Raw genomic sequence first — 15,076 nt, forward strand, 5'->3', positions numbered from 1 at the left:
GACGACTTGCAACCAGAAGATACCTTGGGATTAGACCCGATTAAGCTGTCGCGCATCACCAATTGGATGAACGCCCATGTGCATGACGGACGCCTTTCTGGTCTGGCTGTGCAAATATCTCGCCGGGGAAAGATATGTTTTTCGGAGCGTGCGGGATTTGCCGATGCAAAGTCGAAGCGGCCTGTATTACCTGATACTATTTGGCGCATTTATTCGATGACCAAACCTGTGACCTCGCTCGCCCTGCTTATGCTCTACGAAGAAGGGGCGTTTCAACTGGATCAGCCCGTTTGCGACTTTCTCCCAGGTTTCTCAAACCCGCAGGTCTGGAAGGGTCCTGGTCACGCTCTGAACGAGACCGAGCCAGCTGACCGGGGTATTACAATCCATGATCTTCTCACACACCAGGCGGGGATCGTCTATGGTGATCCGCAGGGAAACGAGCTGGAGCGTGCCCTTTCGGATAGCGGTCTCGATTTTGACAGAGGTCTTACGACGATGGCGGAAGCTGTTGAAGTGCTAGCCAGTTTTCCCTTGGCCTTTCAGCCGGGTGACCGTTGGTTTTATGGCCTTTCGACGGATGTTCTCGGCCATTTGATCGAGGTTATCAGTGGTCAGACTCTCGGCGAATTTCTTAAGACACGGATCTTTGATCCGCTCGGAATGGTGGACACAGGCTTCGCCGTATCGGCCGATAAGTCTGGCCGCTTGGCCACGCTCTATGACCGCGCGCCAGGCGGCTTTGTTGCTTCTGATGATCAGCAAGGTTTCATTGCGCCGGTTACCTTGGAAAGCGGGGGCGGTGGGCTGCTCTCCACAATGGACGACTACCAGCGTTTTGCAACGATGCTTCTTCGGCGCGGCAGATGTGACGGAGGCAGGTTATTGGGGCGCAAGGCTTTTGATCTAATGGTATGCAATCACATGGGCGGCGATTTGGCGAGCCGGGGACAGGCTCATTTCAGCGAAACTACCTTTGAGGGGGTTGGCTTCGGACTCGGTGTGTCGGTGATGTTAGACCCGGCGCGGGCCAAGATCATCGGCTCACCCGGTGAATTTGCCTGGGGCGGTATGGCCTCGACCGCCTTTTGGGTGGACCCGATCGAGGAGATGACTGTGATACTTATGACGCAGCTAATTCCTTCGAGCGCCTATACTCTGCGCCGTGAGCTGAGAGTTCTGAGTTACCAGGCGCTGGTGGACTGAGGCGACGTCAGCCTAGGGGCAGGTTCGTCTGGGTCAAATGGCAAGCGATGCTCAATCCACCGGGTAGGTCATGCAAAGGTGGAGTCCGAGTATCACATGTTCCCGCAATGATATGGGTGCAGCGGTTGGCGAAGGGGCAGCCCCGCGCACCGATTTCGACGCTGCCAGCACTAGCCGCCTTTGCCTCGCTTGTATCTGCCACGCCTTCCAGCCAGCCTTGGCGCATCTCGGGCACCGAAGATAGCAACAGCTTTGTGTAGGGGTGAAAAGGCGGGCGAAAAACCGCTTTTGATGGTCCCTTTTCGACGACACGTCCGGCATACAGTACAACCACCTCATCGGCGAAAGAAGCTACGGTGGAAAGATCGTGACTGATGAACATGTAGGCGACGCCCAGTTTGTCCTTCAGCGATTTCAGGAGTTCGATCACACCTGCGGCCACCACGGTGTCCAGCGCCGAAGTCACCTCGTCACAAAGGATCACCTTGGGCTCGGCGGCAAGCGCGCGAGCGAGATTAATGCGTTGCTTTTGCCCACCAGACAGCTCTCCGGGATATCGGAAGGCGAAATCGCGAGGAAGATCGACCAGTTCCAAGAGGTCGCCGACCTTCTGCGCGCGTGCGCGCCCCTTGAGGTTCAGATAGAATTCCAGCGGACGGCCCAGGATATCGCTGATCCGTTGCCGAGGATTTAGCGCCGTGTCAGCCATTTGAAAGACGATCTGGCAATCCTTGAGCGTTTCAATCGACCGATCCTTCACTGCTGGAGCGGCGGTATTGCCATCGAGTTGGACTTCTCCGCCCTTTAACGGTGTGAGGCCCGCAACAACTCGGGCAAGTGTGCTTTTTCCACAACCACTTTCGCCAATTACGCCCACGACCGAAGCGGCAGGTACATCGACGGATACATCAGAGAGAATGGTCAGAGCGCCATAACCCGCAGTCACGTTCCGTGCCGAAATCACCGGCCTCTGAGCCAGATCTGTCTCCACGTGATCCACCAAGTGTGGAGCAGGACGGACAGCCTCCATCAGTGTGCGAGTGTACTCGTGCTGTGGGTGATGCAAGATCTGATCCGTTGTGCCTTCCTCGACCATCTCGCCGTTTTTTAGCACTAGAATTCGGTCAGCCACCTGCGAGACTACGGCGAGATCATGTGTGACATAAATCGCGGCGGTACCCTGATTGCGGATAATGTCCTTAAAGGCTTTCAGCACCTCGATCTGGGTCGTTACGTCAAGCGCAGTGGTGGGTTCGTCGAGTATCAGAAGGTCGGGTCCACAGGACATGGCCATTGCAGCCATCAAGCGCTGCAACTGACCGCCCGAAACCTGATGTGGAAACTTGTCGCCGACGGTTTCCGCGGCGGGCAAGTCAAGTTTGCGGTAAAGCTCTATTGCATTCGCGGTCAGAGTTTCGGCATCTCCGGTGCCATGCCAAAGAGGTGCCTCGATAACTTGCTTGCCGATCCTAAGCGCAGGGTTGAAGCTGGCTGCCGCCGATTGTGCCACGTAAGACACTTCGTCCCCGCGCAAGCTGTGGCGGTCGCGTGGGGGCAATTTCATAATGTCCCGTCCGTTCAGCCAGACTTCACCCCCTGAGATGCGACATCCGGGGCGGGCAAAACCCATTGATGCCAGAGAGATTGTAGATTTGCCCGAGCCGCTTTCGCCAATGAGTGCCAACACTTCGCCCTCGGCGACGCTCATGGACACGCCCTTGACAATTGGCACATAGTTACCGCCTGGGGGGCGTCCCTCGACGCGCAGGTCCTTGATGGTCAGAATGTCGGTCATTGGTCGATCTTCTCCAGAACAGTTTCGCCTTGCTGGCGCTGTTGGAACCAGTCAACAAGCAGGTTCATGGAAACGGTCAAGGAGGCAATGCATGCAGCTGGTATAAGCGCTGCGGACGAACCGAGGAACAGCCCCCCCACGTTTTCCTGCACCATGAGCCCCCAGTCGGCCGCAGGTTCTTGCACTCCTAGGCCAAGAAACGACAGGCCCGAAAGGAACAGGATCGAAAAGGTGAATCGAAGGCCAAACTCGGCAATCAAGGGGGCCATGGAATTGGGTAAGATCTCACGTGTCAGAATCCACCAGGTGCCTTCGCCCCGCGCACGGGCAGCCTCGACAAAATCCATAACGCCGATGTCATAGCCAAGTGCTCGAGAGACACGGAATACGCTGGTCGAGAGGACCAACCCAACAGTCAGAACAAGCACTGTGATAGAAGTACCGAAGGCGCCTATGACAACCAAAGCCAATAGGGTGGAGGGGAAAGCCATGAATGCCTCGACAACGCGGCTTACTACGATATCGAACCAGCCTCTCAGAATCGCGGCGGCAAAACCGAGTGCGACGCCGAATAAAAAAGAGATCATGGTGGTGACAAGTGCCAGCAACAGCGTTGTACGTACTCCATAGATCAGGCGGGACAATACATCTCGTCCCAGCTTGTCAGTACCCAGCAAACCGCCTTCGCCTATCGGTGCAAAGGTCTGGCCTGAGATGATTTCGGCTTCACCATGGGGTGCGATCCATGGCCCAAAAAACGCAAGGATGAGCCAGAACAGCAGCACCGCGCCGGCAATACCTGCAGTCCAGGTCAGGCGCAGGCCCGCAAAGACGGAGGCCCGGGGAGTGGGGATATCGGTTGCTTCGCTCATTTTGGGTACCTTAAGCGCGGGTTCGCCATGATGGACAGGACGTCGGCCAGTAGGTTCAGAAGGATATAGACAGTGCCAAAAATCATTGCACAGGCCTGGATGAGTGGAATGTCCCTCAGAGTGACACCGTCGACCAGAAGCCGCGTTAAGCCGGGTACGCCAAACACGGTTTCAACGATAATGACACCGGACACCATGTAACTCAGATTAAGTGCAATAACCGTGAAGATCGGCGACAGCGCGTTAGGCAGCGCGTGGCGCAAAACCAGCCTACGCTTGGGCAAGCCCTTGAGTGCTGCCATCTCCAAGTATGGGGAGGTGAAGATGTTGATGACGGACGAACGTGTCATCCGCATCATGTGCGCCAGAACGGCAAAACTGAGGGTGGCTACGGGGAGAGCCAAGGCCCGGAAATTCTGCCAGAAATCAAAGTAGGGCCGCGTGTTGGCTGACGCGGAGAGCCACTTTAGTTCGACTGCAAAAACTTTCATCAGAATGAGACCAATGAAGAATTCAGGCACTGCAATCAACGCAAGTGTGGTCATGGCAAGAGTTTTGTCGATCCGGCCACCGGCGCGCATCGCGGACCAAAGGCCAAGAGCCAAAGACATCGGAACCGAGATTGCCGCTGCCAAAAGCGCAAGCCGCAGAGTGTTCCACATACGGCTTTCTATCATGTCAGCCACAGGTCGCTTGGTGGCCAATGATGTCCCCAGATCCCCTTGAATCATACCGCCCAGCCAATCGAGATAACGCACTACTGCAGGGCGGTTGAGTCCCATCTCTTCGCGAAGCGCGGTAAGCGATTCTTCGGTGCGGCTTTGTCCTAGAATGGCTTCAGCAACGTCGCCCGGAAGGATTTCCGTCGCGCCGAAGATAATGATGGAAGCAAGGAGCAAGGTTAGTAAACCCTGAGCCAGGCGGGTCAGAATAATTCGGTACACCTTGGTCCTCCCTTCAAGGCTTCCGGCATATTCGGCGCAAGCTTGAAGCGAGACAAACAACCATAGCGACCAGATTGGGGTCGTTTTGGTTATAGCAAAGGCATGTGTATTCTTTTGTTTGGGCAAAGACCGAGATTTTGTTGTTTGTTCCGCAGGGCTGGAGAACGCAAAGACTGGGGCGATCGGAGATGCCCATGACTGCCTATTCCTACCCATTGTTGATCAAGCAAATCCTCGCCACGCCGCTGGCAAACACGCCAGATCAGGAGATCGTACACGCCGATACGAAGCGGTATGACTACCGCACTTTTGCCAGGCGCGTCGGCCAGGCTGCAGGGGCGTTGCGCTCACTTGGCGTGGGTGTGGGTAGCGTTGTGGCCGTTCTGGATTGGGACAGCCATCGGTATCTCGAGTGTTTCTTTGCTATTCCGATGATCGGGGCCACGCTGCATACCGTGAACATCCGATTGTCGCCGGATCAGATCCTCTACACGATCAACCATGCAGAGGACGACGTAATCCTATGCCACGTCGACTTTTTGCCACTTCTACTCGAGATCTCTGAGCGGATCGAGCGGCCTTGGCGGTTGGTAATCCTCAGCGACGATGGGGTGTTCCCCGAGGTGGAGTCCTCGGAAGGCGAGTACGAGGCCCTGCTGCAGCAGTGCGAACCGGAGCAAGAATTCCCGGATTTTGACGAGAATATCCGAGCGACGCTTTTCTACACGACCGGTACCACAGGTGATCCCAAGGGGGTCAGCTACTCCCAGCGCCAACTGGTTTTGCACACAATGGCGGTCGCGGCCGGATTAGGCCCGGTACCAGGCGGCGGGCTGAACCGAAGCGATGTCTACATGCCGATAACCCCGCTGTTTCATGTGCATGGTTGGGGCATACCCTATGTCGCCACATTGATGGGCCTTAAACAAGTCTATCCTGGTCGTTACGATCCCGCCCGCCTGTTGGGGCTAATCGAAAAGCACGGTGTTACGTTCTCGCATTGTGTACCGACGATACTTGCGATGCTTCTGAATGCACCTGAAGTCGCGCAAACAGATCTCAGCAACTGGAAGGTCATCATAGGCGGTTCTGCTCTGTCCGAAGGTCTGGCAAGGCAGGCATTAGAGCACGGAGTTGACGTGCACGCTGCCTATGGCATGTCAGAGACCTGTCCGTTCCTGACAGTGGCGGACATGATGGCCACGCGGGACCCGCAAACACCGCTGAGTGCTCGGATTGCAACAGGAAAACCCGCGCCATTTGTGCAAATCCGTGTGGTTGATGGGGATATGAACGATGCCCCTCGCGATGGAAGGACGACGGGAGAAATTGTGGCGCGCGCGCCCTGGCTAACTCAAGGTTATCTGAAAAACGAGGCCGGGACGGGGGCACTTTGGCAAGGCGGCTGGCTGCATACTGGAGATGTCGGGTTCATCGACGAAACGGGCACGTTGCGGATCACCGACCGGGTTAAAGATGTGATCAAGACCGGAGGCGAATGGGTGTCTTCGCTTGAACTGGAAAACCTCGCGAGCACCGTTGAAGGTGTGAGTGAAGCGGCCGCCATTGGCGTTCCAGACACGAAATGGGGGGAACGCCCTATGCTGATTGTTACCTGCTGTGATGAAACCGAAAAAACCTACGACCGTCTTCGTATGGCGTTCGATGTGGCGGTAGACCAAGGGGCGATTTCGAAATGGGCGATCCCAGACCGGATTGAGTTTACCGACAGCTTGCCAAGAACGTCGGTTGGCAAGCTGGACAAGAAGGCCCTTAGGGCCCGGTTCATCTAATAGGAAGGTTCGTGATATGAAAGATGTCGTTGTCGTATCAACCGCTCGAACACCCATAGGGTCGGCATTCAAGGGTGCCTTCAATAACTCGAAGTCGCCGACACTCGCTGGATACGCCATACGAGCCGCCGTCAGTCGGGCCGGTATCGATCCAGCAGATGTAGAAGATGTGGTGCTGGGATCGGTCCTGACCGCTGGGACTGCCGGCCTGAACATCGCCCGCCTGGCAGCGCTTGCAGGTGGTCTCCCGGCAACGGCGGCAGCCCAGACTCTCGATCGTCAATGTGCCTCGGGCCTGATGGCCATTGCCACAGCGGCAAAACAGATTTCGGTCGACGGAATGGGCATTGTCGTGGCGGGAGGACAAGAGAATATTTCCGCGGTGCAGGCCAGGTATTTCGACTGGGTCATGGACGAAAAAGACCCAGCCGTAGTCCAAGCCTCAGAGCACGCGTATATGCCGATGCTTGTAACCGCCGAAAATGTAGCGCGACTGCACGGGGTAACTCGTGAGGCACAGGATGAATTCGCGGCACTGTCGCAAACGCGCACTGTCGCCGCCCAGGCTGCAGGGGCATTCGACGATGAAATCGTACCTGTAACAGCGACCAAGCTGGTCAAAAACCGCGAATCTGGCGAAATTACCGAAGAAACCGTTACGATTAGGCAAGACGAAGGCAACCGGCCGGGAACGACAATCGAAACGCTTGCGGGGCTGAAGCCGGTTGTTGAAGCCGGTGTCGTGACCGCAGGAAACGCGAGCCAATTGTCCGACGGGGCATCGGCCTGTGTGCTGATGTCGGCCCGTATGGCCGAACGGCGCGGCTTCGCTCCACTAGGCGTATACCGGGGCCTTGCTGTGGCAGGTTGCGCTCCGGAGGAGATGGGCATGGGACCAGTTTATGCTGTTCCGAAGCTACTGGAGCGTGCCGGATTGAAAGTGGATGACGTTGGTCTTTGGGAATTGAACGAGGCATTCGCAGCCCAGGCCATTCCCTGCCGGGATCAGCTGGGTATTGACCCCGAAAGGCTAAACGTGAATGGCGGCGCGATTTCCGTCGGTCACCCCTATGGAATGACTGGCTCCCGGTTGGTTGGCCACGCGTTGATTGAGGCGAAGCGGCGCGGGGTTCGGTATGTTGTCGTCACCATGTGCGTCGGCGGTGGTATGGGTGCAGCCGGGCTTTTCGAAGTCTGCTGACATTTCCATAACCTCAGTTATGGCAATGTCATGGAATCGGTTGTTTGTGTACCGGGTGCCGTCCGCTCAAACTTCGATGAACAGCGGGTGCAACCCGCATCGGTCATCTGGGAGGAAAAAATGTCCGACATCGATAGCTTGGTACGCCAATATAAGGCGGGATCGCTCAGTCGTCGCGGTTTTTTCAAACGCGCAGGCGCTTTTGGTTTATTGGTGCCCACAGCCAGCGGCATTCTTGCCCAGGCAGGTCCCGCATACGCTCAGTCGCCAACACGCGGTGGTTGGCTGCGGATCGCGCAGGGCAACACCGATGATACCCTAGAGCCCGTCAGGATGACGGATACTTCGGATGCAGTCTACGGCAATTGCGTCTACCAGCGATTGACTCGTTTGCTACCCTCGCTTGAGGTCGAAGGCGACGCTGCAGAGGAATGGAGTGTCAACGATGCAGCTACCGAATGGACATTCAAGTTGCGCGATGGCCTAGTTTTCCACAACGGTCAGAACGTCACCTCAGCCGATGTAGTCGAAAGCCTGTCGCGCCACATTGCCGAGGGTTCGGAATCGCCTGCCAAGGCTCTGCTTTCGACAGTCACTGCAATCGATGCACCCGATGCTATGACCGTAAAGATCACCTTGTCCTCGGGCAATGCAGACCTGCCGGTGATCATGTCAGACTACCATCTGTCCATCCATCCAGCCGGGCACAGCGATTTCACGAATGCAATTGGCTCCGGCCCGTTCAAGGTGATGGAATTCATTCCCGGCGAGCGAGTGGTTTTCGAACGTTTCGAAAACTACTATGAGGACGGTAAGCCTTACTTAGATGGCTTGGATTTCATCCCTGTTCCGGACGCAAACGCAATGTTGAGCGCGTTGTTAGCGGGGGATGTAGACTCCGTATACGACGTTCCGGCCTTCGCTGTTGATCAGCTCAACTCCAACGACGCTGTGACGCTTCACAATACACCGACTGGTTCGTTTACCAACATGGTGATGATGGTGGACCGCGCTCCGACAAATGACGCGAATTTCCGTAAAGGTGTCAAACACGCGTTGGACCGTGAACTTGTTTTGAACCAGGTGTTCAAGGGAATAGGTACTATTTCAGCAGACACACCGATTGGCCCGACCTACAAGTACTGGTGCCCGGACGTAAAGCCTGCCGAATACGATCCCGACAAGGCAAAGTTCTACTTCGACAAGGCAGGGGTTTCGGGCTTCGACCTCCATACGTCCGAGACTGCTGGGAATTCGGCAAACGACATTGCTTTGACTTTCCAGCAATCTGCAAAGGGAGCGGTAGATGTAAATGTGATAAAAACCCCATCGGACGGGTACTGGACCCACACCTGGATGCAGAAACCAATGACCATGTCGGGTTGGAACGCTCGACCTACTGTCGATGCCTTCCTGACCATCGCTCACATGAAAGGTGGCAGTTGGAACGAAACCATGTGGGGTTCTGACGAATTCGATTCCATGATCCTGGCGGCCCGCGCCGAATTGGATGAGGCAAAACGCGCGCAGATGTATTGCGACATGTTGCATATGATGAACGACGATGGCGGCTTTGTGAACGCCGTGTTCCAGAACCAACTTGAGGCAACAGCACAAAACGTCATGGGGTACACACCCCATCCGGTTGGAACTCTTGGTGGGTTTGGTCAGACTCTACGCAATATCTGGCTTACCTAAGGCTGCTTTCTCCCCGTCAGTGGCACCAGTCAACTGACCTTTGGTCGCCGGTTCCACCCGGACCGGCGGCCTTCTCTTGTCTCCCTTAAATCGCGATCAAGCCATGTTCTCTATTTCTCCGTCCACGCGTCTGCGCACATCACCCTTCTATGAGGCCACCTTGGCCGATGGTGTGTGTGCCATGACAACTTACAATCACATGTTGATGCCGACCTCCTATGGCAGCCCAGAGGAGGAGTACTGGCGCATCATCAACGATGTCTCGATGTGGGATGTTGCGGTAGAGCGGCAAGTGCAGCTAAAGGGCCCAGATGCCGGGCGTCTGGCGCAAATCCTTGCGCCGCGAGACCTTTCAAAATGCAAGATGGGCCAAGGCAAGTATGTTCCACTTTGCAACCACCATGGCGTGCTTATCAACGATCCAATCCTGCTGAAGCTGGACCAAGACCGCTACTGGCTGTCTATCGCGGACAGCAATATCTGGTTCTGGGCCGAAGCCGTCGCACGAGAGCGCGGATTGGATGTGGAAGTCAGTGAGCCTGATGTCTCACCTCTGGCCGTGCAGGGTCCCAAGGCGGAAACTGTGGTTGCCTCGATCTTTGGTGATTGGGTGCGAGACCTGAAATACTTCTGGTTCCGGGAAACCGAAATTGACGGTATTCCGGTCGCCGTCGCCCGGTCGGGCTGGTCCAAACAAGGTGGGTTCGAGATTTACCTGATGGATAGTGCCAAAGGCACTGCACTCTGGAACATCGTCAAAGAGGCCGGCCAGCCACACGGTATTGGTCCAGGGAACCCCAACTGGAGTGAGCGAGTCGAGAGCGGTCTCGTTTCCTATGGAGGCGACACCGATGGACAGACCAATCCCTACGAAGTCCGCATGGGCAAATATGTGGACTTGCATGTGCCTGACGACACGATTGGGATCGATGCGTTGCGCCGTATTGCGGATGAGGGGCCGAAACGGCATCAATTGGGCGTTGTGCTGGACGCTGGCAGTCCTGCAAATCCAGAATTCACTTGGAACGACATAGAGAAAGGGGGGGTAAAAATTGGTGATTTGACGACGTGCGCCTGGTCTTTCCGGATGAAAAAGAATATCGGCTTTGCTTTGGTCTCGGTCGATGCCGAACCCGGCGACAGGGTCACGGTAAAACGTGGCGCTGGACCGGTTGGCGGAACGCTTTGCGAGTTGCCTTTTCTCTGAGAGCACGACGGACCTGGTCACCAAAACGAAAGGGCAAATTCCGATTATTCAATGAACCGATGTGCTTTTCGTCGGGTCGCCCAACCCTTGTTGTCCCACACACTCATGTGGCCGAAGAACTCATCCAGATCTGCTCCATCGCCAGTGGTGCAGATCACCACGTCTAGGTAGAATTTTTCGACCACTAGCAAGTTCAATGGCGCGGAGCGAGAAGCCGACGGGTCGCTAACGGCGCTGACTGACCAGTTTTTAGCCCAGAGACAAAACCAACACCCAGACCGTACGTTACTGCGTCTTTCAGGATCGGGAAACCACCAACCATCGCATGACCAAAGCTCACCAATCGCGCAGATCCAGCTCTGAGTGGACCACTCTCCTCCATGACCCTGATGGCATCCAGACTGAAATCCTTGGCTAGGTCTTAGTTTTGAACCGCAGGAATGCACTCGAGATTCAGCACTGTTCGGCTATTAAAAGGTAGCCGACTTATGAGAACTGCCGGCCGATCGCTCGGCCAATGGATGCGTGGGGTCAGGACAATAGGCGCAGCAGAATGTGCGCATCGTGGTTTTGACCACTATAGAAGACAGCGAGTACGCGTACGATCAGTTTGTCATCGTCGACTTCAAAATAAATGATCGCTTTGATCTTGGTTACGTTCCGAATGTTATTGCCGAGATGTGGTCTTAGGGTGCCTTGATGTGGAACGTTCGCCAGGCTTTCGAGGCTCTCCTGAATCTCTATGACGCGCTTCTCAGCGCGCAGAAAAGCGGTTTCCAGATCTTCGCCAAAGTGCTCAGCGGTTTCAACAAGATAGTCAAAAATGAGATCGAGATCTGAGGTGACTTCTTCGGCGCGAACGACTTTATAGACCACGCGCAGCCCGCTTGCGTGCGATCATGTCTTTGGTACGCTCCTTGCCCTCTTCGAGAGTAGTGAAGGTTCCGTTTCGACGCTGATCCAGCAGCTCTCGCAGTGCGTCAGTGTTTTGCGATTGCTCACGCATCAGTTCAAGCCCATGCTGAAGCACGGCAGACAGGCTGGCGTAATGACCTTGGGCGACAAGATTCCGCGCGTAGGCGTCTTGTGACTCAGTCAGGGATATTGATGCTTTAACGCTCATATCAAGCCTCATGTATACTACTGAGTAGTATAAGCTGCTGCAAACAACAGTCAATATTGGGCGCGAACGAACGTGTTTTATTGCCATTACTATCCAGAAACAAACTTCCCTGCATATCCCGCTACATCGTATTGGCACGCCAACGCCGTTCAAAGGAATCTGATCCCCGCGCATTGATATCGGTTGAGCCCAATTTCTTCGGTTCGAGGATGAGCTTTTGTCCAGCACCCTATCGGAGCAATGCTATCTGACCCAGTCTCGCTTACGTTTGGGTGCGGGCACCCCGCTAGAGCCGTTTGAAAGATATTCCGTTGAAGGTGAACAACAAACGATTGTCCTGACCGTAGAAGTCGAGCCGCGTCTTGACAACAAAGTCGTCTTCCCGCGCAAGGGTAACAGCTTTTCTTACCCTTCGATGATCGCACACCGGCTTCACAATAAAATAAACAAAGAGGCCTCGATGGTCTGGGGATACTGCCGGTACGTATCACCTGGTAAGGCCAAGCGCATGTTCGCCATCTGGGGTACGGACAACTATGGTTATGAAGTCATACTAAAACGCAGAAGTGAAATTATGTAAAACTTGCGCCTGCGGTCTTTTCAAAGACGAAGCAGTGCGTGTTAGCCGAATTCAGAGATACCGGATCCGCAATCTTTGATCACGGTTACACGTAAGTTCCTCGACCACCTCGTTCGCACTCAAGTTAAACTCTCTCGCGAGATCCGTGATCTGGACCGGCTGAAAGCTATCAGCGTTCCGAACCAGCCTGCCGTCTTCAAATGCGATAAACTCGTGAGACCTGCCACTCCAACGGACGATCCCACCGCATAGTCTCTGACTTTCCATATTAACCAGTTCGGCCACAGGGTCGGCAAAGAAATCGCTCCACTTAAGAAATCCAGTACTGACTGCCCGCGCTACTGCCTGTTCAATCGTCCGGCTTTTGAGCTTGGTGGTGATCGAAGCAGTCAGTGCCTCTACCATTCGCGAAGAATGCCCCGTCTGCCGAGCAATGACAGACGGTATCAATCCCGACGCGAGCATCTTCAACACATCCAGCTCGTCGCCGGACAGGGAATCCGAGGGAAAGTTGAATACGGTTTCAATCACATCAAGGGCGAGTAGATGCAGAACCTGTGCTTCATGACGTAGGGCAGGGAGCATTCTCGCGATCAATGCGTCCCACTCGGGGCGAGGCGCATTGGATGTGACGGTGAATACGCCCCGCTCCCCGAAGGGGTTGATAACCGGAATGGAAAGACCGTTGCGTCCAACGCCAAATTCTCGGCCTGCCTCAAAAAGCGCTGCGTAGTCAGCCTGGTTGTCGAACACTGACCAGTCAATCGGTGCGATCATAGTGGCGCCAAACCGAATGAGGGGATCGACCAGAACCAGGTCGTTGTCAACGTAATGCCTGACCCACTCCTCCGGAAACGTTGTGCAGCCGTGGACAACGTTATAATGCTTGTCGATATGGGCGTAGGAGGCATTTTCCAACCCGAACCGGTTACAAATATCCTGGAGGCGCGTTTCGCCTGTTTGCCTGAAGTCCAGCTCAGAACTGCCAATATCCGCAATTTTCATAGTTCGTCTTTCTGTTCCGCGTTGCCGTTGAGGCCGATTAGCAACCTAAAGCTGAACAAACCACTCGGGAATTCCCGTAGCAATCACAGATCTGAATATGGTTCTGTTCTGTAGGCGGAAACAGAGCGAAAAACTGCCGATGAGACACATGAATTGGAAAAGCTGGCGGCGCATAACCCGACACGGCTAAATTCTGTCTTCCTCCTCCCGGGCTCTTCGCGCCAAAAGCCCCATGAAACTGGATATCAGGTTCAACTCCCCGCGCTCATCAGCCTGCACCATACCGCGCAGATATCCGCCCGGGTTGACAACGGGCGGCAGCCGCGGATCACTCAGCCTCGCATCCGTGATCACGCCAGCCAGGATCGCCCCCATGATGGTCAACCGTTCGATAGCCGCATGCCAGGCGCAGATATTGGTGCCGATCTCAGACAGCCGGGACCAAGTGCCGGTCTCGATTGCATAGAGGCTTGGCTTGGAATTCTGATCTCCGCCACCGGCGATATCGATATGCATACGCAGCTCGGGTGAGGCCAGTTCATATAGGATGCGGTTATTCACCTGCGGTAGTTTTTGGGCCTTGCTTGATGCCGTATCTGTCGGATGATTGCTTTCTAAGCAATGCGGAGGGCCGTAAGGCCCGGAGCCAGAACAATCTGGTTCCGAGGCTTCAGCCGAGGGCATTGTAACTTCGCCATCGGCGTTACAAGACAGAATTTCTTCTTCAATTTGGTCTTGTATATGGCACCCGAAACAGGCTTCGGGTTCACCCGAAAATTCACCGGGTTTTTTAACATATATTTCGATCCGCTTCCAAAGATCGTGAGCTGCCTGAACATGTGATCTGAGCCCATCCAGCGACATGTATTTCAGCTTGTCGGCACGCGGCCAGGATCGAAGTTCCCCCATCATGTCTTCCAGGCCTTCAGGACTGCAGGGGAGCGAGGCAAACACTGCCAAGCTGTGTTTCACATGTCGGTAAAGCCGTGATCGATCCCCGCGCAGCTCGTCATGTTCTTTCTTCTCGGCTTTGCTTTGCTCGTCTGCGTCGCGCATCTCTGAAATGAGGTTTAGGGCAGGGGTCAGAAAGAGGCCGAGCCCCTTGCGCTTACAACGCGCCCCATTTGCACCAAGCCTGCGTTCGAGCAGGCCAATCATTTCCAGTTCTCGTTCGTGATTGTGGATTGTCCGATCTGTCACGCCTCGACCGGCAATGAGGGTTTCCTGGCGCGCGTAGCAAAAGGGTTCCTGAGACGGGTCTCGAAAAGCACATGGCGTAATCATATCGATGATGATCTCTAAGGTGCGAATACACTGGGCTGATGCGCCTCTGATCTGCGCATATCCCACGCAGAGCTGCCGAAACCTGTCTCGATTCCAACCCTCGGGAAGGCCGTTGTGGAAGCGTATGTTTTCGTGGTGATGGGTGGATACGATCTGCCGAAAGCTCATTGTATTGGCTTCCCTTGGCAAAGGTCAGTATTGGCATCGCAGCTTCGGGGGCCAGAGTATTTGGATTGGTTCAACGGTTTCATGGTCTGCTTCTCATTGGGGAAGCAAAGCGGGTCGAACCTCAGCGAATTGACACAGAAAAACCGTTCGCACAGATGCGTTTGTCCTTGTCAGTAATCTTGGAGTTTCCTATACATCAG

14 protein-coding genes are annotated in these 15,076 nt (G+C 55.0%); 6 read left to right on the plus strand and 8 right to left on the minus strand.

What is annotated here, in order from left to right; genetic code table 11:
- Window positions 1-6: 6 nt before the first annotated feature.
- Complete coding sequence (locus tag GOV89_RS20160) at window positions 7-1,206, plus strand: serine hydrolase (RefSeq protein WP_254451556.1); 1,200 nt, start codon at window positions 7-9, stop codon at window positions 1,204-1,206.
- A 7-nt stretch (window positions 1,207-1,213) separates the two neighbouring features.
- Here GOV89_RS20160 and GOV89_RS20165 read toward each other — a convergent pair whose 3' ends face one another.
- Genes GOV89_RS20165 through GOV89_RS20175 form a run of 3 tightly spaced genes read right to left on the minus strand, consistent with a single transcriptional unit; the run spans window position 1,214 to window position 4,817 of the window.
- Window positions 1,214-3,001 carry an ABC transporter ATP-binding protein gene (locus GOV89_RS20165; protein ID WP_170560184.1) on the minus strand — a complete coding sequence of 596 codons (1,788 nt, stop codon included), beginning with the start codon at window positions 2,999-3,001 and terminating at the stop codon, window positions 1,214-1,216.
- Window positions 2,998-3,873, minus strand: a complete 876-nt coding sequence (locus tag GOV89_RS20170) for an ABC transporter permease (protein WP_142638852.1) — start codon at window positions 3,871-3,873, stop codon at window positions 2,998-3,000. The genes GOV89_RS20165 and GOV89_RS20170 overlap by 4 nt, the downstream gene beginning before the upstream one ends.
- On the minus strand, window positions 3,870-4,817 hold the full coding sequence (locus tag GOV89_RS20175; RefSeq protein WP_170418369.1) for an ABC transporter permease: 948 nt from the start codon (window positions 4,815-4,817) through the stop codon (window positions 3,870-3,872). The genes GOV89_RS20170 and GOV89_RS20175 overlap by 4 nt, the downstream gene beginning before the upstream one ends.
- Before the next feature lie 194 nt (window positions 4,818-5,011).
- Here GOV89_RS20175 and GOV89_RS20180 point away from each other — a divergent pair, with 194 nt between their 5' ends.
- From GOV89_RS20180 to GOV89_RS20195, 4 genes are all read left to right on the plus strand, one after another.
- On the plus strand, window positions 5,012-6,610 hold the full coding sequence (locus tag GOV89_RS20180; RefSeq protein ID WP_254451557.1) for a fatty acid--CoA ligase: 1,599 nt from the start codon (window positions 5,012-5,014) through the stop codon (window positions 6,608-6,610).
- Between the two features lie 16 nt (window positions 6,611-6,626).
- Window positions 6,627-7,811, plus strand: coding sequence for an acetyl-CoA C-acyltransferase (locus tag GOV89_RS20185; RefSeq protein ID WP_171238907.1), 1,185 nt, complete (start codon window positions 6,627-6,629; stop codon window positions 7,809-7,811).
- A gap of 120 nt (window positions 7,812-7,931) precedes the next feature.
- The gene (locus tag GOV89_RS20190; protein ID WP_170418346.1) at window positions 7,932-9,509 is read left to right on the plus strand and encodes an ABC transporter substrate-binding protein; all 1,578 of its coding nucleotides are present in this window, start codon (window positions 7,932-7,934) and stop codon (window positions 9,507-9,509) included.
- A 103-nt stretch (window positions 9,510-9,612) separates the two neighbouring features.
- The gene (locus GOV89_RS20195; RefSeq protein WP_170418349.1) at window positions 9,613-10,716 is read left to right on the plus strand and encodes a glycine cleavage T C-terminal barrel domain-containing protein; all 1,104 of its coding nucleotides are present in this window, start codon (window positions 9,613-9,615) and stop codon (window positions 10,714-10,716) included.
- A gap of 44 nt (window positions 10,717-10,760) precedes the next feature.
- On the opposite strand, the gene GOV89_RS20200 is transcribed toward GOV89_RS20195, so the two are convergent.
- The 3 genes from GOV89_RS20200 to GOV89_RS20210 form a co-directional block, all read right to left on the minus strand.
- Window positions 10,761-10,901, minus strand: coding sequence for a hypothetical protein (locus tag GOV89_RS20200; protein WP_170418352.1), 141 nt, complete (start codon window positions 10,899-10,901; stop codon window positions 10,761-10,763).
- Between the two features lie 346 nt (window positions 10,902-11,247).
- On the minus strand, window positions 11,248-11,592 hold the full coding sequence (locus GOV89_RS22930) for a type II toxin-antitoxin system RelE/ParE family toxin (protein ID WP_170418355.1): 345 nt from the start codon (window positions 11,590-11,592) through the stop codon (window positions 11,248-11,250).
- Entirely contained in the window at window positions 11,582-11,839 is a 258-nt protein-coding gene (locus tag GOV89_RS20210) for a type II toxin-antitoxin system ParD family antitoxin (protein WP_170418358.1), read from the minus strand. Before GOV89_RS20210 ends, GOV89_RS22930 begins: the two co-directional genes overlap by 11 nt.
- A gap of 217 nt (window positions 11,840-12,056) precedes the next feature.
- On the opposite strand from GOV89_RS20210, the gene GOV89_RS20215 reads away from it, so the two are divergent.
- Window positions 12,057-12,419, plus strand: a complete 363-nt coding sequence (locus tag GOV89_RS20215; RefSeq protein WP_171238908.1) for a hypothetical protein — start codon at window positions 12,057-12,059, stop codon at window positions 12,417-12,419.
- A gap of 51 nt (window positions 12,420-12,470) precedes the next feature.
- On the opposite strand, the gene GOV89_RS20220 is transcribed toward GOV89_RS20215, so the two are convergent.
- Window positions 12,471-13,424 (minus strand): autoinducer binding domain-containing protein, encoded by a 954-nt coding sequence (locus tag GOV89_RS20220; RefSeq protein WP_171238909.1) that lies wholly within the window; start codon window positions 13,422-13,424, stop codon window positions 12,471-12,473.
- Window positions 13,425-13,610: 186 nt separating this feature from the next.
- Window positions 13,611-14,876 carry a helix-turn-helix domain-containing protein gene (locus tag GOV89_RS20225; RefSeq protein WP_171238910.1) on the minus strand — a complete coding sequence of 422 codons (1,266 nt, stop codon included), beginning with the start codon at window positions 14,874-14,876 and terminating at the stop codon, window positions 13,611-13,613.
- Between the last annotated feature and the right edge of the window lie 200 nt (window positions 14,877-15,076).

Source organism: Ruegeria sp. HKCCA5763 (assembly GCF_013034545.1).
In the GTDB taxonomy this organism is placed as follows: Bacteria; Pseudomonadota; Alphaproteobacteria; order Rhodobacterales; family Rhodobacteraceae; genus Ruegeria.

Coding starts and splice junctions, on each gene's coding strand:
- GOV89_RS20220 (WP_171238909.1), bottom strand. CDS start 13,424: ATGAAAATTGCGGATATTGGCAGTTCTGAGCTGGACTTCAGGCAAACA.
- GOV89_RS20185 (WP_171238907.1), top strand. CDS start 6,627: ATGAAAGATGTCGTTGTCGTATCAACCGCTCGAACACCCATAGGGTCG.
- GOV89_RS20210 (WP_170418358.1), bottom strand. CDS start 11,839: ATGAGCGTTAAAGCATCAATATCCCTGACTGAGTCACAAGACGCCTAC.
- GOV89_RS20170 (WP_142638852.1), bottom strand. CDS start 3,873: ATGAGCGAAGCAACCGATATCCCCACTCCCCGGGCCTCCGTCTTTGCG.
- GOV89_RS20195 (WP_170418349.1), top strand. CDS start 9,613: ATGTTCTCTATTTCTCCGTCCACGCGTCTGCGCACATCACCCTTCTAT.
- GOV89_RS20190 (WP_170418346.1), top strand. CDS start 7,932: ATGTCCGACATCGATAGCTTGGTACGCCAATATAAGGCGGGATCGCTC.
- GOV89_RS20225 (WP_171238910.1), bottom strand. CDS start 14,876: ATGAGCTTTCGGCAGATCGTATCCACCCATCACCACGAAAACATACGC.
- GOV89_RS20180 (WP_254451557.1), top strand. CDS start 5,012: ATGACTGCCTATTCCTACCCATTGTTGATCAAGCAAATCCTCGCCACG.
- GOV89_RS20165 (WP_170560184.1), bottom strand. CDS start 3,001: ATGACCGACATTCTGACCATCAAGGACCTGCGCGTCGAGGGACGCCCC.